Source organism: Clavibacter vidaverae, assembly GCF_047529985.1.
GTDB classification, from domain to species: domain Bacteria; phylum Actinomycetota; class Actinomycetes; order Actinomycetales; family Microbacteriaceae; genus Clavibacter; species Clavibacter nebraskensis_A.
The window spans coordinates 2512085-2535885 of the sequence record NZ_JBLJAM010000001.1 but is presented as its reverse complement, the minus strand read 5'-3'; the positions used below and the strand labels follow the sequence as shown (position 1 = coordinate 2535885).

The following is a 23801-nucleotide window of genomic DNA, read 5'->3' as shown; positions in this document are numbered from 1 at the left end:
CTCCGTCGTCCCCGCGGGGAGCGGTCGACGACGCGTCCGTGCCCCGACCGTCCACAGCCGAGGCACGACCTGGGGACGGTCGCGCGGGCTCGCAGGCGCATCCGGATACGTTGTGCGGATGACACGCGCCGCCCTCGCCACCCGTGGCCCGTACCGCAAGGGCCTGGAGCGCAGGGAGCTCCTCATCCGCACGGCCATCGAGGTGTTCGCGGAGCAGGGCTACCGCGGCAGCTCGCTCCGCGAGATCGCGTCGCGGGCCGAGATCACGCCGGCCGGCCTGCTGCACCACTTCAGCGGCAAGGAGGAGCTCCTGCTCGCCGTGCTGGAGCGCCGCGAGGAGCGCCTCGCCGCGGCCATCGAGCTGCACCGGCCCCGGAGCGTCGCCGAGCACGCGGCCGTGGCCATCGCCGACGGCGAGCAGAGCGCGTGCCTCACGCGCGTCATCGCGGTCGTCTCCTCGGAGGCGTCGGCCGCCGGGCACCCGCTGCACGCGCTGTTCCGCGAGCGCCGCGCCCGCGAGCTGGAGCGCATCACCTCGGGCGTCATCGTCGACCAGGCCCGCGGCCTCATCGACCCGCACCTCGACCCGGAGGCCGCGGCCGCCGTGGTCCTCTCCGCCATGGACGGCCTGCACGTGCAGCGCTGCTACGGCGTCGGGGCGGGCGCGAGCCAGGCCTTCGAGGACCTCCGCCGCCACTACCTCGAGCCGCCCGAGTTCGCCGAGCGGGCCGCGGCCGTCTGAGCCGCTCGGGCGCGAGCCCGGGCCCCGACCCGGCCGGGGGTCCGCCGCTAGGGCAGCACGCCCACCGAGGCGAGGGCCGCGCGCAGGAGCGCGCCGCGGCCGCCCTCCATGTCGGCCGAGACGGCGTCGGACGCCGCCTCCTCGGGCGTCATCCACGTGATCTCGAGGGCGTCCTGGCGCGGATCGCACGTGCCCGTGACCGGCACCACGTACGCGAGCGAGACGGCGTGCTGCCGGTCGTCGGTGTACGGGCTCGCGCCGGGGAACGGGAAGTACTCGGCGACCGAGAACGGCGTGGGGCTCGCGGGGAGCTGCGGGAACGCCATCGGCCCGAGGTCCTTCTCGAGGTGGCGGAAGAGCGCGTCGCGCAGGGTCTCGCCGTACATCACGCGGCCGGAGACGAGCATGCGCGTCATCTGCCCGGTTACCGTCGCGCGCAGCAGCACGCCGATGTCCTTCACCCGGCCCATGCCGTCGACCCGCACGGGCACGGCCTCCACGTAGAGGAGGGGCAGCCGCTGCCGGATCTGCGCCAGCTCCACGTCCGACAGCCAGCCGGAGTTCGGGTCGGGGATGTTCGGGTCCGGGGTGCGAACGGTCATGGTCCATTGTGACCCACGGCCGGAGCCCGCCGACCACCCGACCCGATCCCGTCCAGGGCGGATGCGAGGATGGGCGCGCCGGTCGACCCCGCGTCCGCGCATCCCCGCCGCCCGGCCCGTCGAAGAGGACCCCGTGACCGCTCTCCCGCTGGATCCCGACGCCGTCCTCTGGTCGGCCTCCACCGCCGAGCTCGCCGACCGGCCGCTGCTCGTGCTGCTGCACGGCTACGGATCGCACGAGGGCGACCTGTTCGGGCTGTCGCCGTACCTGCCGCTCGGGCCGGTGGTCGCGTCGCTGCGGGCGCCGATCGCGCTGCAGGGCGGGCACGCGTGGTTCCCGATCGTGCCCGGATCCACCGGCGACCCGGATCCCGCGGCCGCCGACGCCGCCGCGCAGGGCGTGCTCGACTGGCTCGACGCGCTCCCCGTGCCGCCGCGCTCCGTCGGCCTCCTCGGCTTCAGCCAGGGCGGCGCGACCGCGCTCCAGCTCCTGCGGCTCGCGCCCGGGCGGTTCTCCTACGCGGTGCAGCTCAGCGGCTTCTCCGTGCGCGGCGAGCACGCGGGCGACGCGGCGCTCGCGGCCGCGCCGACGCCGGTGTTCTGGGGCCGCGGCACGGCCGACCAGGTGATCCCGGACGCCGCCGTCGCACGGACGAGCGCGTGGATCGGCGGCCACACCGACCTCACCGAGCGCATCTACGAGGACCTGCCGCACTCCGTCTCCGCGCCGGAGCTCCGGGACGTGTCGGCGTTCATCCGGGAGCACGCGGGCTGACGCGGCCGCCGGTGATCCGGCGAGCGCCCGGCCCGGCCCGATGTCGGTGGTCCGGAGGAGGATGAGAAGATGGATCCCGTCCTCGCGCGCTTCTCCCCGGCCACCCGGGAGTGGTTCCAGGGCGCGTTCCCCGGCCCCACCGCGGCGCAGACCGGCGCGTGGGAGGCCGTGCAGAAGGGGTCGCACGCGCTCGTCGTGGCGCCCACCGGATCCGGCAAGACGCTCGCGGCGTTCCTGTGGTCCATCGACCGGCTGGCCTCGCGGCCCGCGCCCGAGGACCCGATGCGGCGCACGCGCGTCCTCTACATCTCGCCGCTCAAGGCGCTCGCGGTCGACGTGGAGCGCAACCTGCGCTCGCCGCTCGTGGGCATCGTGCAGACGGCGAAGCGGCTGGGGGCCGAGCCGCCCGAGGTCACGGTGGGCGTGCGCTCCGGCGACACCCCGGCGGCCGACCGGCGCTCGCTCGCGAAGACGCCGCCGGACATCCTCATCACCACGCCCGAGTCGCTGTTCCTCATGCTCACCTCCGCCGCGCGCGAGACGCTCGCGGGCGTCGAGACGGTCATCGTCGACGAGGTGCACGCGGTCGCGGCCACCAAGCGCGGCAGCCACCTCGCGCTCTCGCTCGAGCGGCTCGACGCGCTGCTGGAGAAGCCGGCGCAGCGCATCGGGCTGTCGGCCACCGTGCGGCCGCCCGAGGAGGTGGCGCGCTTCCTCGGCGGGCGCTCGCCCGTCTCCATCGTGTCGCCCAAGAACACCAAGGAGTTCGACCTGCGGGTCATCGTGCCGGTCGACGACATGACCGAGCTCGGCACCACGGCGCCGCTCGAGGGGTCGGCGGCGCAGGGGGACGCGCCGCAGCAGGGATCCATCTGGCCGCACGTGGAGGAGGGCATCGTCGACCTCGTGCTCCGGCACACGTCGTCCATCGTCTTCACGAACAGCAGGCGGCTGGCGGAGCGGCTCACGGCCCGGCTCAACGAGATCTACACGGCCCGCATCGAGGACGGGCGGATCGACGCCGCGGGGAACGCGGTGGCGAGCGGATCCGCGGAGGCCGACGCGGCCGTGCCCGTGCTGGCGGGGGCCGCGGCCGTCTCCTCGGCCGACCGGCCCGTCGACGCCACCGCGTTCTCCGCCACGCGCCGGGCGCCGGCGCGCCCGCCCGCCGAGGTCATGGCGCAGGCCGGGAGCACCGAGGGGGCGGATCCCGTGCTCGCGAAAGCGCACCACGGATCCGTCTCGAAGGAGCAGCGCGCCCTCATCGAGGACGACCTCAAGTCCGGACGCCTGCGCTGCGTGGTCGCCACCTCCAGCCTCGAGCTCGGCATCGACATGGGCGACGTGGATCTGGTGGTGCAGGTCGAGGCGCCGCCGTCGGTCGCGAGCGGGCTGCAGCGCGTGGGCCGCGCCGGGCACCAGGTGGGCGAGGTCTCGCGCGGCGTCATCTTCCCCAAGCACCGGGCCGACCTCATCCACTCGGCTGTCGCCGCCGAGCGCATGGCGAGCGGGCAGATCGAGTCGCTGCGCGTGCCCGCGAACCCGCTCGACGTGCTCGCGCAGCAGACCGTCGCGGCCGTCGCGCTCGAATCGGTGGGCGTCGAGGAGTGGTTCGACATCGTGCGGCGGAGCGCGCCGTTCGCGACCCTGCCGCGCTCCGCGTACGAGGCCACGCTCGATCTGCTGAGCGGCCGCTACCCGTCCGACGAGTTCGCGGAGCTGCGGCCCCGCATCGTGTGGGACCGCGACGAGGGCACCATCGAGGGGCGGCCGGGCGCGCAGCGGCTCGCGGTCACCTCCGGCGGCACCATCCCCGACCGCGGCCTGTTCGGCGTGTTCATGGTCGGCGAGAAGGCGTCCCGCGTGGGCGAGCTCGACGAGGAGATGGTCTACGAGTCGCGCGTCGGCGACGTGTTCGCGCTGGGGGCCACGAGCTGGCGGATCCAGGAGATCACGCACGACCGCGTGCTGGTGACGCCGGCCTTCGGCGAGCCCGGGAAGCTGCCGTTCTGGAAGGGCGACGGGCTCGGCCGGCCCCTGGAGCTCGGCCGCGCCATCGGGGCGTTCGTGCGGGAGCTCTCCGGATCCGCGGCGGACGACGCCCGGGCCCGGGCCGGCCGCGTGGGCCTCGACGACCGCGCCGTGAACAACCTGCTCGCCTTCCTCGACGACCAGAAGAAGGCCACCGGCCACGTGCCGAACGACCGCACGCTCGTGGTCGAGCGGTTCCGCGACGAGCTCGGCGACTGGCGCGTGGTGCTGCACTCCCCCTACGGGATGCAGGTGCACGCGCCGTGGGCGCTCGCGGTCGGGGCGCGGGTCAGCGAGCTGTACGGCATCGACGGCGCGACCATGGCCAACGACGACGGCATCGTCGTGCGCATCCCCGAGACCGACGGCGAGCCGCCGGGGGCCGACCTCTTCGTGTTCGAGCCCGACGAGCTCGACGCCATCGTCACGCGCGAGGTCGGCGGATCCGCCCTGTTCGCGTCGCGCTTCCGGGAGTGCGCCGCCCGCGCGCTCCTCCTGCCGCGCTACAACCCGGGCCGGCGCTCGCCGCTCTGGCAGCAGCGCCAGCGCGCGTCGCAGCTGCTCGACGTGGCGCGGAAGTTCCCCGCGTTCCCGATCGTGCTCGAGACCGTGCGCGAGGTGCTGCAGGACGTCTACGACCTGCCCGCGCTCACGTCGCTCGCGAAGGACATCGAGGCGCGGCGCATCAAGATCGTCGAGACCACCACGGAGGACGCGTCGCCGTTCGCGCGCAGCCTCCTGTTCAGCTACGTCGGCGCGTTCATGTACGAGGGCGACAGCCCGCTGGCCGAGCGCCGGGCCGCCGCGCTCTCGCTCGACGCGGGGCTGCTGTCCGAGCTGCTGGGCCGGGCGGAGCTGCGCGAGCTGCTGGATCCGGCGGTCATCGCGCGCACGGAGCTGGAGCTGCAGCGCACCGCCCCGGACCGACGCGCGAAGGGACTGGAGGGCGTGGCCGACCTGCTGCGGATCCTCGGCCCGCTCGACGCGGAGGAGGTCGCCGCGCGCCTGGAGCCGGAGGAGGCATCCGCCGCCGCCGGCCATCTCGACGCGCTCGTGACCGGCAAGCGCGCGCTCCGCGTCTCGTTCGGCGGCCGCGCGCGCGTCGCCGCCATCGAGGACGCGAGCCGCCTCCGCGACGCCCTCGGGGTGCCGCTGCCCATCGGCACGCCGCTGGCGTTCGTCGAGCCCGTGGCGGATCCGCTCGGCGACCTCGTGGGCCGGTACGCGCGCACGCACGGCCCCTTCACCATCGCGGACGCGGCCACCGCCATCGGCCTCGGATCCGCGGTCATCGCCGACACGCTCGCCCGGCTCGGCGCCCAGCGGCGCGTGGTCGAGGGCGAGTTCCGGCCAGGAGCCTCCGGCAGCGAGTGGTGCGACGTCGAGGTGCTGCGACGCCTCCGCAGCCGCTCGCTCGCGGCGCTCCGCAGCGAGGTCGAGCCGGTCGAGCAGGCCGCCTTCGCGCGCTTCCTGCCCGCCTGGCAGCACGTGGCGGGCGCCGATCGCGAGCGCGGGCTCCGCGGCGTCGACGGCGTGCTGCAGGTCATCGAGCAGCTCGCGGGCGCGCCCGTGCCCGCCTCGGCATGGGAGACGCTCGTGCTGCCCGCGCGGGTGCGCGACTACAGCCCCGCGTTCCTCGACGAGCTCACGTCCACGGGCGAGGTCATCTGGTCGGGCGCCGGCACGCTCGCGGGCGCCGACGGGTGGGTCAGCCTGCACCTCGCCGACCAGGTGGCGCTCACGCTGCCCGAGCCCGACGCGCACGACACCGACGAGCTGCAGCGCGAGGTCCTCACCACGCTCGGCACGGGCGGCGGCTACTTCTTCCGGCAGCTGAGCGACGCCGTGGGATCCACGGACGACAAGGCGCTCGTCACGGCGCTGTGGGACCTCGTGTGGGCCGGCCTCGTCACCAACGACACGCTGTCGCCGCTGCGGGCGCTGCTCGCGGGCGGATCCACGGCGCACAAGACGCCGCAGCGGGCGCCGCGCGGGCGCATGTACCGGGGCGGGCGGATGCCGCGCGCCGACATGCCCACCCGCACCGGCCCGTCGACCGCGGCCGGGCGCTGGTCCATCGTGCCGCTCGCCGAGACCGACGCGACCGTGCGCGCGGCGGGCACGGCCGAGCTGCTGCTCGAGCGGTACGGCGTGGTCACGCGCGGATCCGTCATGACCGAGCGCGTGCCCGGCGGCTTCGCGCTCACCTACAAGGTGCTCGCGGGCTTCGAGGACACGGGGCGCGCGCGCCGCGGCTACTTCATCGAGACCCTGGGCGCGGCGCAGTTCAGCACCGGCGGCACGGTGGATCGGCTGCGCGGCTTCACGCGCGACCCGGACGCGGGCGAGCGGCCGCTCAACGCGCTGACGCTCGCGGCCACGGATCCGGCGAACGCGTACGGGGCGGCCCTGCCGTGGCCGCGACTCGACGGGTCGTCGGCCGACGGGGACGACGGGGCGGGCTCGGGAACGGAGGCCGAGGCCGAGACGGGCGGCGCGAGCACCGGCACCGTGGCGCTCGCCGGCAGCGTCGACGCACGCGGCGAGCGACCCACGGGCCACCGCGCCGGCCGCAAGGCGGGCGCGCTCGTGGTGCTGGTCGACGGCGAGCTCGTGCTCTACGTGGAGCGCGGCGGCAAGACCGTGCTGCAGTTCGACGACGACGAGGCCGTGCTGCGGGCGGCGGCCGAGTCGCTCGGCGGCGTGGTGCGGCGCGGCGGCGTGGCCAAGCTCGCGATCGAGAAGGTCAACGGCGCCTTCATCCTCAGCACGCCGCTCGGCTCGGCGCTGCAGGAGCACGGCTTCTCGGCGACGCCGCGCGGGCTGCGGATGCGCTCGTGAGCGGCGCCGCGACGACGGGAGCCGCGCGTGCCTGAGGGCGACACCGTCTACCGCACCGCCGCGCACCTGCACGAGGCGATCGGCGGCCAGGTGCTCACGCGCAGCGACTTCCGCGTGCCGAAGTACGCGACGCTCGACCTCACGGGCCAGGAGGTCGACGAGGTGGTGAGCGTCGGGAAGCACATCCTGCATCGCGTCGGCGACCTCACGATCCACAGCCACCTGAAGATGGAGGGCTCCTGGCACATCTACCAGCACGGCACCGCGTGGCGACGGCCGGCGTTCGAGGCGCGCGTCGTGCTCGAGACGGCCGAGCGCGTCACGGTGGGGTTCTCGCTGGGGGTGCTCGAGGTGATCCCACGCGACCAGGAGCACACGGTGATCGGGCACCTGGGGCCGGACATCCTCGGGCCCGGCTGGGACGACGCGCAGGCCGAGGAGGTCGTGCGCCGCATCGCGGCGCAGCCCGACCGCGCCATCGGCCTGGCGCTGCTCGACCAGCGCAACGCCGCCGGCATCGGCAACGTCTACCGGGCCGAGCTCTGCTTCCTGCGCGGCGTCCTGCCCACGCGGCCGGTGCGCGAGGTGGCCGACCTGCCCGCGATGGTCGCACTCGCCCGCCGCACCATGCGCGCCAACCGCGACCGCATCGAGCGCACCACCACGGGCGACCTCCGCCGCGGCCGCACCGACTGGGTCTACGGGCGCAAGGGCAAGCCGTGCCTGCGGTGCGGCACCCGGATCCAGCAGGGCCAGCTCGGCGACCCCGTGCGTCCCGGCATGGGCGCGCAGGACCGGGTCACCTACTGGTGCCCGCGCTGCCAGACCTGACGCGCGCCCGGTCGACGACGGCGCGAGCGACCCGGGACGCCGCGCCCGGACGCACGACGCCCGCCGCATCCGGATCGGACGCGGCGGGCGGCGTGGGCGGAGGCGCGGGGGTCAGTCCCGCGGCGTCGAGGCCGACGGCAGATCCGGGGCGGGCGCGCCGCCCGCCGCGATGCGCGCCTCCTCCTTGCCGAGCACCGAGTGGCGGCGGCCGTAGAGGAAGTAGATCGCGAAGCCGATCACGAGCCAGACGAGGAAGCGCACCCAGGTGAGGGTCGTGAGGTTGAGCATCAGCCACACGCAGAGCACGGCGGAGAGGATCGGCAGCCACGGCATGAACGGCACGCGGAACGACGCGCGGATGTCCGGGCGCTTCCTCCGCAGCACGATCACGCCGATGCTCACGAGCACGAACGCGGAGAGCGTGCCGATGTTGATCATCTCCTCGAGCACGCCCACGTCGGTGAACCCGGCGAGGGCCGCGACCACGACGCCCGCGATGATCTGCACCCGCACGGGCGTGCGGCGCTTGGCGCTCGTGCGGCTGAGGCCGCGCGGCAGCAGGCCGTCGCGGCTCATCGCGAAGACGACGCGCGCGAGGCCGAGGAGCAGCACCATGAGGACGGTCGTGAGGCCGAGCAGGGTGCCGATGGAGATGACCTGCGCCGCCCATCCGGCGCCCACCGCGGTGAACGCGGTCGTGAGCGACGGGTCCTCCGCATCAGCGAGCACCGTGTACGGCACCATGCCGGTGAGCACGAGGGTCACGAGCACGTAGAGCACGGTGACGACCGCGAGCCCGGCGAAGATGCCGCGCGGCAGGGTGCGCTGCGGGTCCTTGACCTCCTCGGCGCTCGTGGCGACGACGTCGAAGCCGATGAACGCGAAGAAGACGAGCGAGGCGCCGGCGAGCAGGCCGTAGAGGCCGTACTGCGTGGGCTCCTGGCCGCTCGCCCAGGAGAAGAGGGACTGGGTCCACACGTCGGCGGACGCGCCCTCGGCCGGACGCTGCGGCGGGATGAAGGGCGAGTAGTTCTCGGCCTTCACGTAGAACGCGCCCACGACGATCACGAACAGCACGACCGCGACCTTCAGCACCGTGAAGACGCTCGAGACGCGGCTGGAGAGCTTGGTGCCGAGCACGAGCAGCACGGTGAAGATCGCGGTGATGAGCACGGCGCCCCAGCTGATGCCGAGGCCGAAGACCGTGATGGTGGAGGGGATGTCGAGCCCGGCCAGCTTCAGCGCCGACTCCAGGTAGATGCCCCAGTACTTCGCGATGACGGCGGCGGCCGTGAGCATCTCGAGGATGAGGTCCCAGCCGATGATCCAGGCGAGCAGCTCGCCCATGGTCGCGTAGGTGAAGGTGTACGCGCTGCCCGCGACGGGCACGGCGGAGGCGAACTCGGCGTAGCACATGATCGCGAGGCCGCACGTGACGGCGGCGAGCACGAACGCGAGCGTGACCGACGGCCCCGCGTAGTTGCCGGCGGCCTTCGCGCCGACGGAGAAGATGCCGGCGCCGACCGCGACGGCCACGCCCATCAGCATGAGGTCCCACGTGCCGAGCGACCGGGTGAGGGATCTCTCGCCTCCCGCGGCGTCGGCGAGCGACGACTCGATGCTCTTGGTGCGGAACAGGCTCATGGGGCGTCCGTTCGGTAGGCGTGCGCGGGGAACGGGGATCGAGCCTACCGGCGGGCGGGCCGAGCCCCCGTCCGGGGGCGCTGCTCCGTGCTGGTGCGGATCGGGGCGGCATCGACACGCCCGGCCTCCGGCGAAGCGGGAGAAGCGCCGAGGAGAAGTGATCGGAGGACCTAGGCAGGTAGGAGGAGCAGTGCTTCTCTGGAGGAGCGGTCAAGCAGCGTGCCGCGTCCGACACACGTCCGGAGGGTCCTGAGTGACCGGAACGCTGCGCACGCGCGCTCTCGCCGCCGCCCCCATCGCCGGGCGCGGATCCGCCCCGTCGACCCGGCGCGCCATCACGTCGACCGCCCCGCGCGGAGCCGTCGCGACGGCCTCGCCGAAGGCGCCGCTGCCGCTCACGTCCGGGCTCGCGTCGTCCGCGCCGACGGGCGTCGCCGCGGCCCGCGACGAGAAGCGCCGGGTGACGCACGACCGCTTCGTGCGCGCCGCCGCCGCGGCCGAGGATCCCGCGGGCGACGCCGAGCGACGTCGGCTGCACGACCAGATCGTGCTCGACCACCTCGAGCTCGCCGACCAGCTCGCGCGCCAGCACTCCGGCCGCGCCCACGACTGGAGCGACCTCCGCCAGGTCGGCTACCTCGGCCTCGTGAAGGCCGCGCGCCGCTACGACCCGGGCTTCGGCGCGCCCTTCGTGTCGTTCGCGATCCCCACCATCTCCGGCGAGATCAAGCGCCACCTGCGGGACAACGGCTGGGTGATCCGCCCGCCGCGGCAGGTCCAGGAGCTGCGGCACGCGCTGCTCGCCGTCGTTCCCGCGCTCACGCAGCGCCTCGGCCGCACGCCCAGCGACGCCGAGCTCGCGGCCCACACCGGGCACACGCGCGAGGAGGTGGCCGAGGCGCTCGCGGCGCACTCCAGCCTCCGGCCCGCGTCGCTCGACTTCACCGTGCACGAGGACGAGGGCACGTCGCTCGCGGACACCATCGGCGACGACGACCCCGGCTACGCGCGCGCCGAACGCACCGTGCTGCTGGACGCGGCCCGCGGGATCCTCAGCGACCGCGACCGCCGGATCCTGCACCTGCGCTTCGTCGACGAGTGCAGCCAGAGCGAGATCGCGGCCGAGCTGGGCGTGACGCAGATGCAGGTGTCGCGACTGCTCGCGCGGATCCTCGGCCAGCTGCGCACGGAGCTGACCCGCGGCGACGAGGACGCGCTGCCCGAGGTGGCGCCGCTCGCGGCGGTGTCGCCGATCCGGCTCCGCGGGGCCGACCGCCGCTCGGCCTGAGACGATCGCGGATCCGCTCAGGCGCCGGGCAGCGCGCCCGTCTGCACCACGCGGCGCGCGACCTCGGCGAGCTTCACGTTGCCGTCCTGCGAGTAGCGGCGGAGCACCTGGAACGCGCGGTCGGCGTCGAGCGAGAAGCGCTCCATGAGGATCCCCTGCGCCTGCCCGATGAGGGTCCGCGCCGCGAGCCCGCGCTCGAGCTCCTCGGTCGCGTCCCACGCGGCGAGCGCGACGCGCGCGTGCAGGGCCACCTCCTCGGCGACGGTGCGGTCGTCGGCGTCGAGCGGACCGGACGCCCGGTGCAGGGCCACGGCACCGGCCGCGGGCTGCGCAGCGGCGGCGGCGGCGTCCGCGTCCCCGCCCAGCGGCACGCGCAGGACGCCGGCGGCCGCCTCGCCGGAGGGCCGGGGATCCGCCGCCTCGAGCAGCGCGCCGAGCACCGGCCCGGTCTCCCCCGCGACCACGACGCCCGCCGCGCGGGGCAGGACGACCGCCGCGGCCGTCGCCGACGTCGCGTCGAGGAGGGCGGCGAGCACGCGGTCGAGGCACGCGGTGCGGTCGGGCGCGGCGTGGATCCCGGCGACGACGACGGCGGGCAAGGCGGATCGGTCGTGGTCCATGGGCTCCTCCCGTGCTCAGGGGGCCTCGGCGACGTCGCGGAGCGGGCCGCCCGTGGCCCGCGGCTCCGCGAGGACACGTCGAGCCCCCGCTCGTCCGTTCGAGTATCGCACCATGAGTTAGGGCCCAAAGGCTCGGCGGGAGACTCCCGGGAAGCCGTCGGGATTCTCCCGCCGGGCGGGACGGGGGCGCGCGTCCGGCCGCATCGCAGCCGCGCCTGCCAAGCTCGACCCATGGCCACCCTCATGCGTCCCCGTCGCGGGAAGATCATCGCCGGCGTCTGCGCCGCCCTCGCCGACCGCTTCGGCGTCAGCCGCTTCCTCGTCCGCCTGCTCTTCGTCATCTCGATCGTGCTGCCGGGCCCGCAGGTGCTGCTGTACCTGATCCTCTGGCTCGTGTTCCCCAAGCAGCGCTGATCCGGCAGGTGCGCTCGCCGCTCGCGACCCGGTCACCGCGCGACGCGGGATCGTCCCGCGCCCGAAACGCCGCCGCAACACCCCGTTCCCAGACTGGGGAGACGCCTCTCCCCCATCTGGAGGAACCCGCATGCCCGCTCGCCGACGTCCCCGCGCGCGGATCCGCGGCGCGTCCGGGCCCGTCGTGCGCGGCCTCGCGACCGGCGCGCTCACGGCGGCGCTCGCGCTGGGCGGGGTCGGCGCCGTCGCCCTCCCCGCGTCCGCGTCCGCGGGCGTCGCGGCGGACGCGCCCGTGAGCGCCCCCGCCGTCGTCGACCTCGGCATCGCCGACGCGATCGCGCTCCTCGAGGCCGGATCCACCACCTCCGTCGAGCTGACCCGCGCCTACCTCGCGCGCATCGACGCCTACGACGACCGGGTCCCCGACGGGCCGGGCCTCCAGGCCGTCATCACCACGAACCCGGACGCGCTCGCGACCGCCGCCGCGCTCGACGCGGAGCGCGCGGCCGGCACGATCCGCGGGCCGCTGCACGGCGTCCCGATCGTGGTGAAGGACAACCACGCGACCGCCGACATGCCCACCACCGCGGGCAGCGCGGCGCTCCGCGACTACCGCACGACGGCCGACTCCACCGCGGTCGCGCGGCTGCGGGCGGCCGGCGCGATCATCCTCGCGAAGACGAACATGTCGGAGTTCGCCTGGCACGGCACCTACACGCTGAGCTCGGCGCGCGGCCGCACCGCGAACCCGTACGACCGGTCGTGGAGCGCGAGCGGATCCAGCGGCGGGACGGCGGCGGCGGTCGCGGCCGCGTACGCGCCGGCCGGCCTCGGCACCGACTCGTGCGGATCCGTGCTCGGGCCCGCCGCGCACCAGAGCCTCGTGGGGTTCCGGCCGACGATGGGCCTCGTGAGCACGGCCGGGGTCGTGCCGCTCTCGCCGCGGCAGGACGTCGTCGGCCCGCTGACCACGACGGTCGCCGACGCCGCGCTGCTCACGGAGGTGATCGCGGGGCGCGACCCGGCGGATCCGCTCACGGCGGCGGCCGACGCGCAGGCGACCGACGCGTACGTGGCGGGCCTCCGCCCCGACGCGCTCGCGGGGAAGCGCGTCGGCGTGGTGCGGTGGGCGTTCGACGAGGATCCGGAGCGGCCCGGCCTCGCCGAGACCACCGCGCTCGTCGAGCAGGCCGTGCGCGACCTCGAGGCCCAGGGCGCCGAGGTCGTGGACGCGCCGCTGACGCGCGAGTTCGTGGAGGGGACGCTGCAGAGCGGCGGCTGGCGCGACATGCGACCGGCCATCGACCGCTTCCTCGCCGAGACCCCGGCCACCTGGCCGGCGCACGTGGCCGGCCGCACAGCGCCCGCCGACGTGCTCTCCTTCGCCGACGTGATGGCCGACCGGCCGAGCGCGCTCACGGACGGCGACATCGCCTACTTCCTCAGCCACGAGGACATCCCGAACCCCGCGTACGACCGGTCGATCGCGGAGCAGGACGCGGGCAGGGCCGCGATGGACGCGTTCTTCGTCGAGCACGGCCTCGACGCCCTCGCCATGCCGACCAGCGCCACCAGCGCGACGCCGACCTGGGCGGGCACCACGTTCTGCGACATCGGCGCGAACACCGGGATCCCGACGATCTCGGTCCCCGCCGGCTTCACCTCGACCGGCGCGCCCGTGGGCCTCGAGCTCGCGGCGCCCCGGGACCGGGACGGCGACCTGCTCGCCATGGCCCACGCGTACGAGCAGGCGACGCGGCACCGGGTCGCGCCCGGCACGACGCCGGAGCTGGCGGCCGCGGCGGATCCGGATCCCGCGGCGACCGCGCCCGACGACGCCGCCGCCACCGCCACCGCCGTCGCACCCGTCTCGCACCCGCTCGGCGCGGCCCGCACCGCCGGCGTGGGGGTCAACTCCCTCGCCGAGAACCTCGCCATCTCCGCGGCCGTCGCGGTGTCCGGCCTGATCGTGCTCGGGGTCACGCTCCTCCGCCGTCGCCGGGCCTCGGGGACGCGCCCCGGCTGATCCTCTGGGAGTCGGGGCCCGGCCCTGGGCGTGTCGCCGCGCCGGAGGCAGGGTGGAGGGACGACGACGAAAGGAACTGCCATGACCGACGTCTCCTCCCAGGGTCCCGCCGACGGCGACGACCGCGAGGTCCTCACGAACCGCCAGGGCCACCCCGTCTACGACAACCAGAACCAGCGCACCGTCGGCGCCCGCGGCCCCGCGACGCTGGAGAACTACCAGTTCCTCGAGAAGATCAGCCACTTCGACCGCGAGCGGATCCCGGAGCGCGTCGTGCACGCGCGCGGCGCCGTCGCGTTCGGCTACTTCGAGGCCACCGGCACGTGGGGCGACGAGCCGATCGCGAAGTACACGCGCGCCGGGCTCTTCCAGGAGGCGGGCAAGCGCACCGACGTCGCGATCCGCTTCTCCACCGTGATCGGCGGCCGCGACTCCTCCGAAGCCGCCCGCGACCCGCGCGGGTTCGCCGTGAAGTTCTACACGGAGGACGGCAACTGGGACATGGTCGGCAACAACCTCGGCGTCTTCTTCATCCGCGACGCCATCAAGTTCCCCGACGTGATCCACTCGCTGAAGCCCGACCCCGTCACCTTCCGCCAGGAGCCCGCGCGCATCTTCGACTTCATGTCGCAGACGCCCGAGTCGATGCACATGCTGATGAACCTGTTCAGCCCGCGCGGCATCCCCGCGAACTACCGCACCATGCAGGGCTTCGGCGTCAACACCTACAAGTGGGTGGACGCCGACGGCGGCACGAAGCTCGTGAAGTACCACTGGATCCCGAAGGCCGGCGTCAGCAGCATGACCGAGGCCGACGCGGCCGTCGTGCAGGGCGGCGACCTCGGCCACGCGTCGAAGGACCTCTACGAGGCCATCGAGCGCGGCGACTTCCCCGAGTGGGAGCTCCGCGTGCAGCTCATGGACGACGGCGACCACCCCGAGCTCGACTTCGACCCGCTCGACGACACGAAGGTGTGGCCGGAGAACGACTTCCCGCCGAAGGCCGTCGGGAAGATGGTGCTCGACCGGAACGTGACGAACCACTTCGCCGAGAACGAGCAGCTCTCGTTCGGCACCGGCGTGCTCGTCGACGGCCTCGACTTCTCCGACGACAAGATGCTCGTCGGCCGCACGTTCTCCTACTCGGACGCGCAGCGCTACCGCGTGGGCCCGAACTACCTGCAGCTGCCGGTGAACGCGCCGCAGCACGCGAAGGTGGCGACGAACCAGCGCGACGGGCAGATGACGTTCCACCAGGATCACGGCGGCCAGAACCCGCACATCAACTACGAGCCGTCGATCACGGGCGGGCTCCGCGAGGGCCAGTACCCGACGCACGACGACCAGGGTCCGGAGATCACGGGCCGGCTCACGCGCAAGCGGATCCCGCTGACCGCCGACTACCTGCAGGCTGGCCAGCGCTACCTGCTCATGGAGGGCTGGGAGCGCGACGACCTCGTCGCGAACCTCACCGACCTCATCTCGCAGGCCGCGCGTGAAGTGCAGGAGCGCATGCTCTGGCACTTCTACCTCGTGGAGGACGACCTGGGCCGCCGCGTGGGCGAGGGCCTCGGGATCACGCTGGACGAGGTGAAGGACCTGCCGCCGCTGCAGTCCCAGACGCTGTCCGAGGAGGAGCAGGCGCGCCTCGCGAACCTCGGGCACAACGGGCCGCGTGACGTCACGGGCCTCGTGATGACGCACTGCGTGCCGGACGCGCGGCGGAACCTGGTGGACGCGGCGTAGGTCGCGGCCCCGCGGATCACCCGGGACGCCGAGAGGGGCGGGGGCCACACGGCCACCCGCCCCTCTTCCGTGACATTCGCATCGCGTGGTCGCGGAGCGGGCTATCGGATCAACTTTCCTGCGCTCACCCGGGTTGAGGGGACGTACCCGGCCTTCGTGCCTGTCACGCTGACCGTCAAAGTCCTCCCACGGTCCGCCGCCGTCGGGGTGTAGGCGCTCGTGGTGGCACGGGCGATGGCGACCCCATCGCGCATCCACACGTACCGGAAGGCCACCGGTGCGGGGGTCCAGGCACCGGGAACAGCCGTCAACTTCTGCCCGACGACGCCCGATCCCGTGATCGCCGGCGTAGTGCCGATGACGACCTTCGACACGACCTTGGCGAGCGGTGCGCTAGTACGAGTCACCGCCGTGTAGCCGGCCTTGGAGCCCGTGACGGAGAGACTGAGCTGAGTACCCGAGTCCGCCGCCGTGATCAGGTATGTGGAGGCGGTGGCACCGGCGATGGCAGCTCCATCCCTATTCCACTGGTAGGACAGGGCGACGGGCGACGGCTGCCAGGTCCCGGTCCGCGCTGTGAGCTTCTGGCCGACGGTCGGTGTCCCGAGGATGGTCGGGGTCGGCGTCGAAGTGAGGGGCCGGGTGACGACAGCAGCCGGCACGGTCACCGTGGCCGGGCTCGACCGAGAGACGGATGCGTAGCTGACCTTGGATCCGGTGACCGTCACGGTGATCTTCTTGCCAGCGTCTGCTGCCGACACCCGGTATGTCGATAGCGTCGCCCCGGAGATGCTGACACCACCGGAGAACCAGCGGTAAGCGAAGGTGACAGGAGCCGGCGCCCACGCTCCCGTCACGGCCGTCAGGGTCGACCCCACGGCCACCTGACCGCTGATGGAGGGCGACGGGGTAGCCGTGAGCAGGAGCGGGGTTGCCGCGGGTACGGGCACAGTGACCGTCGCCTGGCTCGACCGGGACAGCGGCGTGTACCCGGTGCGCGATCCCGTGACCGTGAGGGTGATCTTCTTGCCGACATCGGCGGAGCGCACCACGTAGGTGGATGCCACCTGGCCGTCGACCGGCACGCCGTTCGAGTACCACTTGTAGGCGAACTCAACTGGGCTCGGCTGCCAGTCTCCGGGGACCGCCGTGAGCGTCGATCCGACCGTGGCACTGCCGGAGATGACCGGCGCGACGGCGGTGATAGCGGCTGCGGCAGGCGCGTACAGGAGCCGGTTGACCGACCCGACGGGGTCGATGACCGCGTCGCGCGTGGCATCGGCCGCAAGCAGCGCGTCGATGGCGGCGGGCGACGCCGTCGGCTGCTGTTGCAGCAGACGCGCGACGACGCCGGTGACGTGCGGCGCGGCCATCGAGGTGCCGCTCAAGTACGTGGTGGCCGTGTCCGAGGTCGGATAGGCGGACAGGACCCCAGCACCCGGTGCGAAGACGTCAACGCAGGGACCGTAGTCGGAGAAGGACGCGCGAGAGTCGTCCTGCGCGGTCGCCGCGACGGTGATCGCGGAGGGTGCGGCCGCCGGAGTGCGCGTGCATGCGTCGGTCGTCTCATTCCCTGCGGAAACCACCACCGGGATGCCCGCGGCGGTGACGCGCGCGACGGCCTCCACGTACGGGGAGTAGAAAGCCCCACCTAGGCTCATGTTGATGACCGAGGGGCCGGACGGCTTGTTGGCGATCGCCCAGTCCATCGCCGCGATGATGTCGCTGGACCAACCGCGGTTGTCACAGCCCAAGACTCTTAGCGAGATCAGCCGCACTTCGCTGGCGACACCCAGCGTCGTGCCGCCCACTGTCCCGGCGACGTGCGTACCGTGGCCAGCGCAGTCGTCCGCGTCGTCGTCATAGTCGACGAAGTCGTACCCGCTCACCGCGCGACCGCCGAACTCCTCATGGGTGGTGCGGATCCCGGAGTCGATGATGAAGGCCGTGACGCCGGCTCCCGTCGTCGAGTACCGGTACACGCCGTCACCGGCTCGCGGCCTCTGGTCGATGCGATCGAGGCCCCACGGAGGGGACGTGCGCTCCGCGTCGGCGTTCACGATCTGATCGGGGACGATGCTCTCGACGCGCGAGGACTCGCGCAGCTGCGCGAGCTGAACGGCGTCCAGCTCGGCGGCGAAGCCGTTCAACGCGTACGTGTACTCCTGGAGCGTCTCGATCGGCGCCATGCGCGCACCCGAGAGATCGTCGGCCTCGACGCCATCCGAGAGCTGCACGATGTACCGACCCGGCTCGGACGCCGCCGCCGACGCGGCGGGAGGTGGCGTGCGAGGAGCGGTCTCCGCGACAGCAGGCCCTGCCGCCACGACGCCCACCAGCAGCAGAGACGAGACGGCGGTCACTGCCGTGATGAGTCGAGGCATCCGTGCACCTGGACCGCGGCGGAGCGGGGCGGACGGTGATGTCGGGAAGCTCGCGGGAACGAGGGACGGCATGGGTACGACCTTGCGTCGAAGCGACCGGCCATCGGGTCGGCAGGACGCATGCTGAATAGTCAGACGGGCGGTGCCCGTCGCTCAGACGCTATCCAGCGGTCGCTCCGACCACCATCACCCCATCCAGGGGTGACCGGACCCTGGCCGGGCCCTCAGTTCCGCGCACGGCTTCCGGCACGCGAGAGGGGCGGGCGGCCACGCGGCCGCCCGCCCCTCTCGCGTGCGCGGATCCGGATCCGGTCAGTGCTTCCCGTGCTTGACCAGCGAGACCGTGCCGTCGGCCGTCACGACGACCTTCGCGGCCATCGCCGCCGGGAGGTCGATGCGCTGCCAGCTGCCCTCGGTGCCCGCGTCGAGGGGCTCGCCCGAGTCGATCGCGGTGAGCGCGAGCACCTGGCGGCGCTCCTCGGGCGTGAGGTCGGGGTGGCTGGTGATGAGGAGCGACTCGGCGCCGGCCGGGACCGTGATCGGCTGGCCCGTGTCGCCGACGCGCGGGAAGCCGTAGCTCATGCGCTGCTCGTAGACCTTGAGGGCCTGCTTCGTGCTCAGGTACGGCTTGTCCTTCGCGATGCAGACCGCGAGCGCGGCGCCGCACTTCGCCTCGAGCACGGTGCGCAGCTCGGTCGACGCCTGCTCGAAGAGCGTGCGGAACTCCGGGTCGGACCAGCGGCGCTCGACGATCTTCTGGCCCATCATGCGGCCGCCCATCACGTCGAGCGGGTAGTGCGCGCCCATGATGATGCGGTTGTTGCCGGCGTCGGACGCGCGGGCGAGGATCTGCGGCGCGAGCTCCGGCAGCATCGTCGCGAGCGCGGTGCCCTGCCAGAACGCCTGCGACGTGTGGCCGCTCGGGTACGAGCCGTCCTGGCCGGCCCACGCGTTGCCGCCCGGCTTGTCGCGGTACTTCAGCTTCAGCGGGAACGCGACGTACGGCCGCGGGTTGGCGAAGTGCGTCTTCACGGGGTTGGTGGAGGAGTACTTGCCGACGAGGCCGCCGTCCTTGGCGAGCAGCGCGTCCGTCTTCGGCAGCTGCCCGGCCTCGCGGGCCGTGCGGTAGATCTCGCCGAGGTGCTTGCCCAGGCCGTCGCTCATGGTGATCGACATGTCGGCGTACTGGTCGATGATCGCCCGGGCCGACTGCGCCTTCGTGGCGGCCTGGTTGATCGTGATCGTCTTCTTGTCGTTCAGCTTCATGATGTCGGGCCGGTCCGCCGTGAGCGACGTGAAGGAGTCGAGCATCGGCACGAAGTCGTAGGTGCTGTTCGACGGGTAGGGCGCGTCGAGCGTGGCCTGGTCGAAGGGGGCGACGGCCGGGGCGGGGGCGGTGGCGGTCGTCGTGGGCGCGTCGGCGGCGGTCGCGGCGGTGACGCCGGTGCCGGCGAGCAGCAGGCCGAGGATCGCGGTGGTCGACAGGAGCGTGGCGGTGCGGGCGCGGGGGCGCCGGGACGGGCTGGGGATGATCGTGCCTCTCGTCGGACGGGCGGGCGGCCGGGCGGCCTCGGGCACCGTACGGACCACGCGTGACGCGGATCCTTCCGAGAGGTGGAGCGGAGGTGGCCGGGCGGAGGCGCCCGGCCGGTGGGTCGGGTCAGCCGCGCGACCTCGGGACCCACGCGCGGGTATCGGGCTCGAGCGTCATGCCGCCGCCGCCGCGGATCCGGTCCACGCTGCCGTCGGGTGCGCGGTGGGCCGTGACCTCCTCGCCGACGGATCCGAACCCCTCGCCCTCGACGATGCGCGCGGACGAGTCGCCCGTGGCCTCGAGCACGTCCACCGACTCGAGCGGGTGCTCGGCGCTCGGGTCGACGCGGAGGAAGCGGTCGCCGATCACCTGGAAGTCCTGCAGGCCCCACATGTTGCCGAAGCGGCCGGTGAAGGGCGCGTCGACCGCGGCGCGCTCGGCGTCGGTCGCGGCGGAGTCGGCGAGGAGCAGCTCGAGGATCCCCGTGCTGAGCGCGGCCGCCGGGCCGTCGATCGCGTTCGTGAGCACGGAGACGGCCCAGCCGCTCTCGGGATCCACCGCCGTGCGCGTGATGTGGCCGGGGTACCCGCCGGAGTGGCCGAGCACGGTGGCCTCGTGTGCGCCGGATCCGACGCGCTCGATGATGAGGCCGTAGCCGTAGCGGCGGGGGCCGGCGGGATCCGCGTTCGTGGCGTAGCGCGGGCGCTGCTGCGTGCGCTTCGACGCGGCCGCGAGCAGCCGCTCGTCGTCGGGCAGCACGAGCGCCGAGAAGAAGGAGACGAGCTCGGACGCGGTGCTCGTGACGCCGGTGGCCGCCGCCATCGCGCGCGTGTCGACGTGCGGGAGGACGGTGCGCTCGCGCGAGGTGCGGAGCGAGGTGGAGGCCGCCGCGTACTCGTCCGCGCGGGCGGGGTCGTATTCCGCCGTGGTGTCGCGGAGGCCGAGCGGACCCGTGATCCGCTCGGCGAGGTAGTCCGCGAACGACAGGCCGGACGCCGCCTCCACCACGAGCCCGAGCAGCGCGTAGCCGACGTTCGAGTAGTTGAACGCGGTGTCGGGCGCGACCTTGGCGACGCCGGGCGTCGTCGCGATGGCGAGGAGGTGCCGCCGGTCGGGGAACGGGCCGGAGTGCTGCCAGTGGTCGCCGTCGAACCCGTCGCGGAGCACGCCCGCGCCGTGCTCGAGGAGGGCGGCGATCGTGACGTCGGCGAGCTCGGATCCGGCCTCGGCCAGCTCGGGCACGTGGGCGCCGAGCCGGTCGTCGAGGCGGAGGGCGCCCTGCTCGGCGAGCTGGAGGATCGCGGTGGCGGCGAACGTCTTGGAGTGCGAGGCGACGCGGAACAGGTGCGCGGGGGTGAGCGGCGCGTCGGTCGTGGGATCCGCGACGCCGAACGCCTCCGACAGCACGACCTCGCCGTGCCGGGCGATCGCGACCTGCGCGCCGGGGACGCGGGTCTGCCAGACGCGGAGGTCGAGCCAGGTGCGGACGTAGTCGAGGATGTCGGTCATGGCGGGGCTCCGGCTCGGTGTCGGTGGTCGCGGGATGCGCGACCGCACGGCACGGGCGGCGGGACGCCGACCTCCGGGACGCGGGTCGCCCGTCGGACACTACGCGAGTCGCCGGGGTCGGCCGGGGATCCCCCCTCAGCGCACGAGCGGCCGCCGACCCGGAGGTCGGCGGCCGCTGCCGTGCGAGGTGCGACTAGTCGCGGACGAGCACCAGCTCGGAGAGCGGCAGGCGGTCGCGCTGCGCGACCTCGCGCTCGGCGAGGGCCTCGACGAGCTTGTCGGCGGTGTCGACGACGCCCACGGCCGTGATCGTCATCGGCTTGAGGTTCTCGGCGAGGTCGAACGCGGCGCCGATCTTCTCCCACTCGACGCCCGCCATCTGGTGCGTGTGCAGGCCCTCGGCCTGCGCCTGCACGCTGAGGTGCGCGACGGCCTGGCCGAGGTCGTACTCGGCGTACGGGCGCACGTCGCCCTCGACCGTGGAGGTCTCGGCGATCGCGACGATGAGGGCGGAGGCGTTGCCCGCCCAGGCGGCGTTGAAGCCCATGAGCGCGCCGACGATCGTGTCGAAGTGGTGCGTGCCGCGGCGGGCGACGATGAAGCGGCGCGGCTGCGTGTTGGACGCGGAGGGGGCCCAGCGCGCGGCCTCGAGGATCGCGTCGAGCTGCCGGTCGGAGACGGTGGCGGCGGGGTCGAAGGAGCGGGGGCTCCAGCGCTCCTGGAGCTCGCGCACGATCGGCACGGCGGTGTCCGCGGTGCGGACGGTGGATGCGGGGGTGCTGCTCTCGGTGAGGGTCATGTCGGATCCTTCGGTGGGTGGTCGGGGTCGGCACGCCGTCGGGCCTCGCGTTCCACAAGGCGGGATGCGGCCCGGCTATTCCTCCTCGGGGCCGGGCCGCATCGTGCGTCGCGGGCGGGGCCTAGTCCGCCAGCGGGTCGCGCAGGTCCTCGAAGCGGCCCGACTCCGCGGAGCGGCCCGCCGCCTCCATGAGCGCGAGGCTGCCGAGGTTGTCCCGGCCGCTCGTCTCGGGCGGCGGGCCGCCGAGGATCGAGAGGGCGAAGGCGCGCAGGCCAGCGGCGCGGCCGATGAGCGGCAGGGTCTCCAGGTCGAGCTCGCGCTCGGAGCCGTCGGCGTCGCGGATCCCGACCCGGTCGGCGGACACGCCCTCGCCGCGGCTCGTGAAGGTCAGCTCGCCGTCCTCGCCGGAGATGCGCCACTCGCCCGCCCACGGCGTGACCGGTCCGCGGTGCAGCCAGCTGCCGCGGTAGTCGACGACGAGGCCGCCCTCCAGCTCGATGACCATGCTCGCGACCGCGGGGTCGCGGTAGTGGCTGAACGACGGGCGGCTGGTGCGGGCGAACACGCGCACGGCCTCGCGGCCGGTGACCATGCGGATCAGGTCGAAGTGGTGGATCGCCATGTCGTTGATGATCGGCTGCGGGAACCGGTAGTGCGGGTAGTCGTCGGGCTCGTCGTTGTCCCACTGGCGGAAGTCGATCTCGATGGTCGCGACCTCACCGAGCGCGTCGGCCGCGAGCAGCTCGCGCACGCGTCGCGGCGCCGGGTACCAGCGGTAGTTCTGGCTGACCTGCACGATGAGGCCCAGCTCCTCACCGCGGCGCACCACGGCGGCGGCCTCCGCGGTGGAGTTCGCGAACGGCTTCTCGACGATCACGTGCTTGCCGGCCTCGAGCGCCTCCAGCGCGAGCTGCGCGTGCGTGACGGCGGGCGCCGTGATGATGACGGCGTCCGCCTCCACCGCGGCGAGCGCGTCGGCGAGCGAGGCGAACGCGGCCTCGGCGGGGAGCCCGAGCAGGGCGCAGACCCTCTCGCGGGTGGGCTCGCTCGGATCCACGACGCCTGCGACCTCGATCTCCGCTACGGCAGGCACCGCGTTGCGCGCCCAGTCGCCGCCCCAGCCGCCGAGGCCGACGTGGATCACGCGGACGCGGGGGCCGTCGTAGGCGGAAGCAGCGGATGCGGCGGGCGTGGCGGGCTTCGCCTTCGCGGCGCTCATCGGGCGAGGAACCAGTCGCGCGGGTGCTCGTCGGCCGTGAGGTCGGCGCGGCCCTCGGTGGGCGCGACCCAGCGGGCGGCGTTCGCCAGCACGCGGCGGATGTCGGGGTGGTGGTACACGGGGTACTCCTGGTCGCCCGGCGAGAAGTAGAAGACGCGGCCGCGTCCGCGGTGGTACGCGACGCCCGAGCGGAAGACCTCGCCGCCCGCGAAGGTGGAGAGGAACACCTCCTCGTCGGGGCGCGGGATGTCGAACTGCTCGCCGTACATCTCCTGCCGGTCGATGACGATGGGGTGCGGGACACCAGCGGCGATCGGGTGCTGCGGCGCGATGGTCCAGACCAGCTCGCGCTCGCCGTCGTTGCGCCACTTGAGCGAGCACGTCGTGCCCATGAGGCGCGTGAACACCTTCGAGTAGTGGCCTGAGTGCAGGACGACGAGGCCCATGCCGGCGTGGACGTGGCGGATCACGCGCTCGACGACCTCGTCGGACACCTCGCCGTGCGCGACGTGGCCCCACCAGTACAGGACGTCGGTGGCGGCGAGGCGCTCCTCCGTGAGGCCGTGCTGATCCTCCTGGAGCGTCGCCGTGGTCACGTGCGCGTCGTCGCGGAGCAGCTCGCGGAGGCCGTCGGCGACGACCGCGTGGATCCCGTCCGGGTAGTGCGACAGGACGGTCGCGTCCCCCCGGCTCTCGTGCACGTTCTCGTTCCAGACGACGATGTCCATGGCGCTCCTCGCTCGGCGGTGATCGGGGGATCGGGCTGCGCTCCGGACGTGTCCGGCCCGAGATCGGC

General features: G+C 73.8%; 17 protein-coding genes. 8 read left to right on the top strand and 9 right to left on the bottom strand.

Annotated elements, in window-relative coordinates; translation table 11 throughout:
• The first annotated feature begins 118 nt into the window (after nt 1-118).
• Nucleotides 119-742, top strand: a complete 624-nt coding sequence (locus ACMT9T_RS12200) for a TetR/AcrR family transcriptional regulator (protein ID WP_414745783.1) — start codon at nt 119-121, stop codon at nt 740-742.
• A 47-nt stretch (nt 743-789) separates the two neighbouring features.
• On the opposite strand, the gene ACMT9T_RS12195 is transcribed toward ACMT9T_RS12200, so the two are convergent.
• Nucleotides 790-1344: an NUDIX hydrolase family protein gene (locus ACMT9T_RS12195; protein WP_012297862.1), complete on the bottom strand. Its 555-nt coding sequence runs from the start codon at nt 1342-1344 to the stop codon at nt 790-792.
• A 133-nt stretch (nt 1345-1477) separates the two neighbouring features.
• Between ACMT9T_RS12195 and ACMT9T_RS12190 the strand changes: the two genes are divergently transcribed.
• The 3 genes from ACMT9T_RS12190 to ACMT9T_RS12180 all read left to right on the top strand — a co-directional run bounded on the left by ACMT9T_RS12190 (nt 1478) and on the right by ACMT9T_RS12180 (nt 7822).
• The gene (locus ACMT9T_RS12190) at nt 1478-2119 is read left to right on the top strand and encodes an alpha/beta hydrolase (RefSeq protein ID WP_414745782.1); all 642 of its coding nucleotides are present in this window, start codon (nt 1478-1480) and stop codon (nt 2117-2119) included.
• 69 nt (nt 2120-2188) lie between these two features.
• Nucleotides 2189-6991 carry an Lhr family ATP-dependent helicase gene (locus tag ACMT9T_RS12185; protein ID WP_414745781.1) on the top strand — a complete coding sequence of 1601 codons (4803 nt, stop codon included), beginning with the start codon at nt 2189-2191 and terminating at the stop codon, nt 6989-6991.
• A gap of 27 nt (nt 6992-7018) precedes the next feature.
• Nucleotides 7019-7822 (top strand): DNA-formamidopyrimidine glycosylase family protein, encoded by an 804-nt coding sequence (locus tag ACMT9T_RS12180; protein WP_414745780.1) that lies wholly within the window; start codon nt 7019-7021, stop codon nt 7820-7822.
• 111 nt (nt 7823-7933) lie between these two features.
• Here the strand turns inward: ACMT9T_RS12180 and ACMT9T_RS12175 are convergent, their stop codons facing one another.
• Nucleotides 7934-9466, bottom strand: coding sequence for an amino acid permease (locus ACMT9T_RS12175; protein ID WP_414745779.1), 1533 nt, complete (start codon nt 9464-9466; stop codon nt 7934-7936).
• 253 nt (nt 9467-9719) lie between these two features.
• On the opposite strand from ACMT9T_RS12175, the gene ACMT9T_RS12170 reads away from it, so the two are divergent.
• Nucleotides 9720-10754: a sigma-70 family RNA polymerase sigma factor gene (locus ACMT9T_RS12170; RefSeq protein WP_414745778.1), complete on the top strand. Its 1035-nt coding sequence runs from the start codon at nt 9720-9722 to the stop codon at nt 10752-10754.
• A 17-nt stretch (nt 10755-10771) separates the two neighbouring features.
• Here ACMT9T_RS12170 and ACMT9T_RS12165 read toward each other — a convergent pair whose 3' ends face one another.
• Nucleotides 10772-11374: an ANTAR domain-containing protein gene (locus tag ACMT9T_RS12165; protein ID WP_414745777.1), complete on the bottom strand. Its 603-nt coding sequence runs from the start codon at nt 11372-11374 to the stop codon at nt 10772-10774.
• Between the two features lie 231 nt (nt 11375-11605).
• On the opposite strand from ACMT9T_RS12165, the gene ACMT9T_RS12160 reads away from it, so the two are divergent.
• From ACMT9T_RS12160 to ACMT9T_RS12150, 3 genes are all read left to right on the top strand, one after another.
• A complete protein-coding gene (locus ACMT9T_RS12160; protein WP_414745776.1) occupies nt 11606-11788 on the top strand; it encodes a PspC domain-containing protein in 183 nt (60 codons plus the stop codon).
• 130 nt (nt 11789-11918) lie between these two features.
• Nucleotides 11919-13814 (top strand): amidase, encoded by a 1896-nt coding sequence (locus tag ACMT9T_RS12155; protein ID WP_414745775.1) that lies wholly within the window; start codon nt 11919-11921, stop codon nt 13812-13814.
• Nucleotides 13815-13895: 81 nt separating this feature from the next.
• Nucleotides 13896-15560, top strand: a complete 1665-nt coding sequence (locus tag ACMT9T_RS12150; RefSeq protein WP_414745774.1) for a catalase — start codon at nt 13896-13898, stop codon at nt 15558-15560.
• 101 nt (nt 15561-15661) lie between these two features.
• Here ACMT9T_RS12150 and ACMT9T_RS12145 read toward each other — a convergent pair whose 3' ends face one another.
• From ACMT9T_RS12145 to ACMT9T_RS12120, 6 genes are all read right to left on the bottom strand, one after another.
• Nucleotides 15662-17923, bottom strand: coding sequence for a S8 family serine peptidase (locus tag ACMT9T_RS12145; RefSeq protein ID WP_414745773.1), 2262 nt, complete (start codon nt 17921-17923; stop codon nt 15662-15664).
• Between the two features lie 333 nt (nt 17924-18256).
• Nucleotides 18257-19534 (bottom strand): acid phosphatase, encoded by a 1278-nt coding sequence (locus ACMT9T_RS12140; RefSeq protein ID WP_414745772.1) that lies wholly within the window; start codon nt 19532-19534, stop codon nt 18257-18259.
• A 70-nt stretch (nt 19535-19604) separates the two neighbouring features.
• Nucleotides 19605-20987 carry a serine hydrolase domain-containing protein gene (locus ACMT9T_RS12135; RefSeq protein ID WP_414745771.1) on the bottom strand — a complete coding sequence of 461 codons (1383 nt, stop codon included), beginning with the start codon at nt 20985-20987 and terminating at the stop codon, nt 19605-19607.
• Nucleotides 20988-21180: 193 nt separating this feature from the next.
• A complete protein-coding gene (locus ACMT9T_RS12130; protein WP_414745770.1) occupies nt 21181-21786 on the bottom strand; it encodes a nitroreductase family protein in 606 nt (201 codons plus the stop codon).
• A 121-nt stretch (nt 21787-21907) separates the two neighbouring features.
• Nucleotides 21908-23005 carry a Gfo/Idh/MocA family protein gene (locus ACMT9T_RS12125; RefSeq protein ID WP_414745769.1) on the bottom strand — a complete coding sequence of 366 codons (1098 nt, stop codon included), beginning with the start codon at nt 23003-23005 and terminating at the stop codon, nt 21908-21910.
• A complete protein-coding gene (locus tag ACMT9T_RS12120; RefSeq protein ID WP_414745768.1) occupies nt 23002-23733 on the bottom strand; it encodes a ThuA domain-containing protein in 732 nt (243 codons plus the stop codon). The genes ACMT9T_RS12125 and ACMT9T_RS12120 overlap by 4 nt, the downstream gene beginning before the upstream one ends.
• Nucleotides 23734-23801 lie beyond the last annotated feature (68 nt).

Coding starts and splice junctions, on each gene's coding strand:
- ACMT9T_RS12200 (WP_414745783.1), top strand. CDS start 119: ATGACACGCGCCGCCCTCGCCACCCGTGGCCCGTACCGCAAGGGCCTG.
- ACMT9T_RS12195 (WP_012297862.1), bottom strand. CDS start 1,344: ATGACCGTTCGCACCCCGGACCCGAACATCCCCGACCCGAACTCCGGC.
- ACMT9T_RS12185 (WP_414745781.1), top strand. CDS start 2,189: ATGGATCCCGTCCTCGCGCGCTTCTCCCCGGCCACCCGGGAGTGGTTC.
- ACMT9T_RS12175 (WP_414745779.1), bottom strand. CDS start 9,466: ATGAGCCTGTTCCGCACCAAGAGCATCGAGTCGTCGCTCGCCGACGCC.
- ACMT9T_RS12165 (WP_414745777.1), bottom strand. CDS start 11,374: ATGGACCACGACCGATCCGCCTTGCCCGCCGTCGTCGTCGCCGGGATC.
- ACMT9T_RS12160 (WP_414745776.1), top strand. CDS start 11,606: ATGGCCACCCTCATGCGTCCCCGTCGCGGGAAGATCATCGCCGGCGTC.
- ACMT9T_RS12155 (WP_414745775.1), top strand. CDS start 11,919: ATGCCCGCTCGCCGACGTCCCCGCGCGCGGATCCGCGGCGCGTCCGGG.
- ACMT9T_RS12150 (WP_414745774.1), top strand. CDS start 13,896: ATGACCGACGTCTCCTCCCAGGGTCCCGCCGACGGCGACGACCGCGAG.
- ACMT9T_RS12135 (WP_414745771.1), bottom strand. CDS start 20,987: ATGACCGACATCCTCGACTACGTCCGCACCTGGCTCGACCTCCGCGTC.
- ACMT9T_RS12130 (WP_414745770.1), bottom strand. CDS start 21,786: ATGACCCTCACCGAGAGCAGCACCCCCGCATCCACCGTCCGCACCGCG.
- ACMT9T_RS12125 (WP_414745769.1), bottom strand. CDS start 23,005: ATGAGCGCCGCGAAGGCGAAGCCCGCCACGCCCGCCGCATCCGCTGCT.
- ACMT9T_RS12120 (WP_414745768.1), bottom strand. CDS start 23,733: ATGGACATCGTCGTCTGGAACGAGAACGTGCACGAGAGCCGGGGGGAC.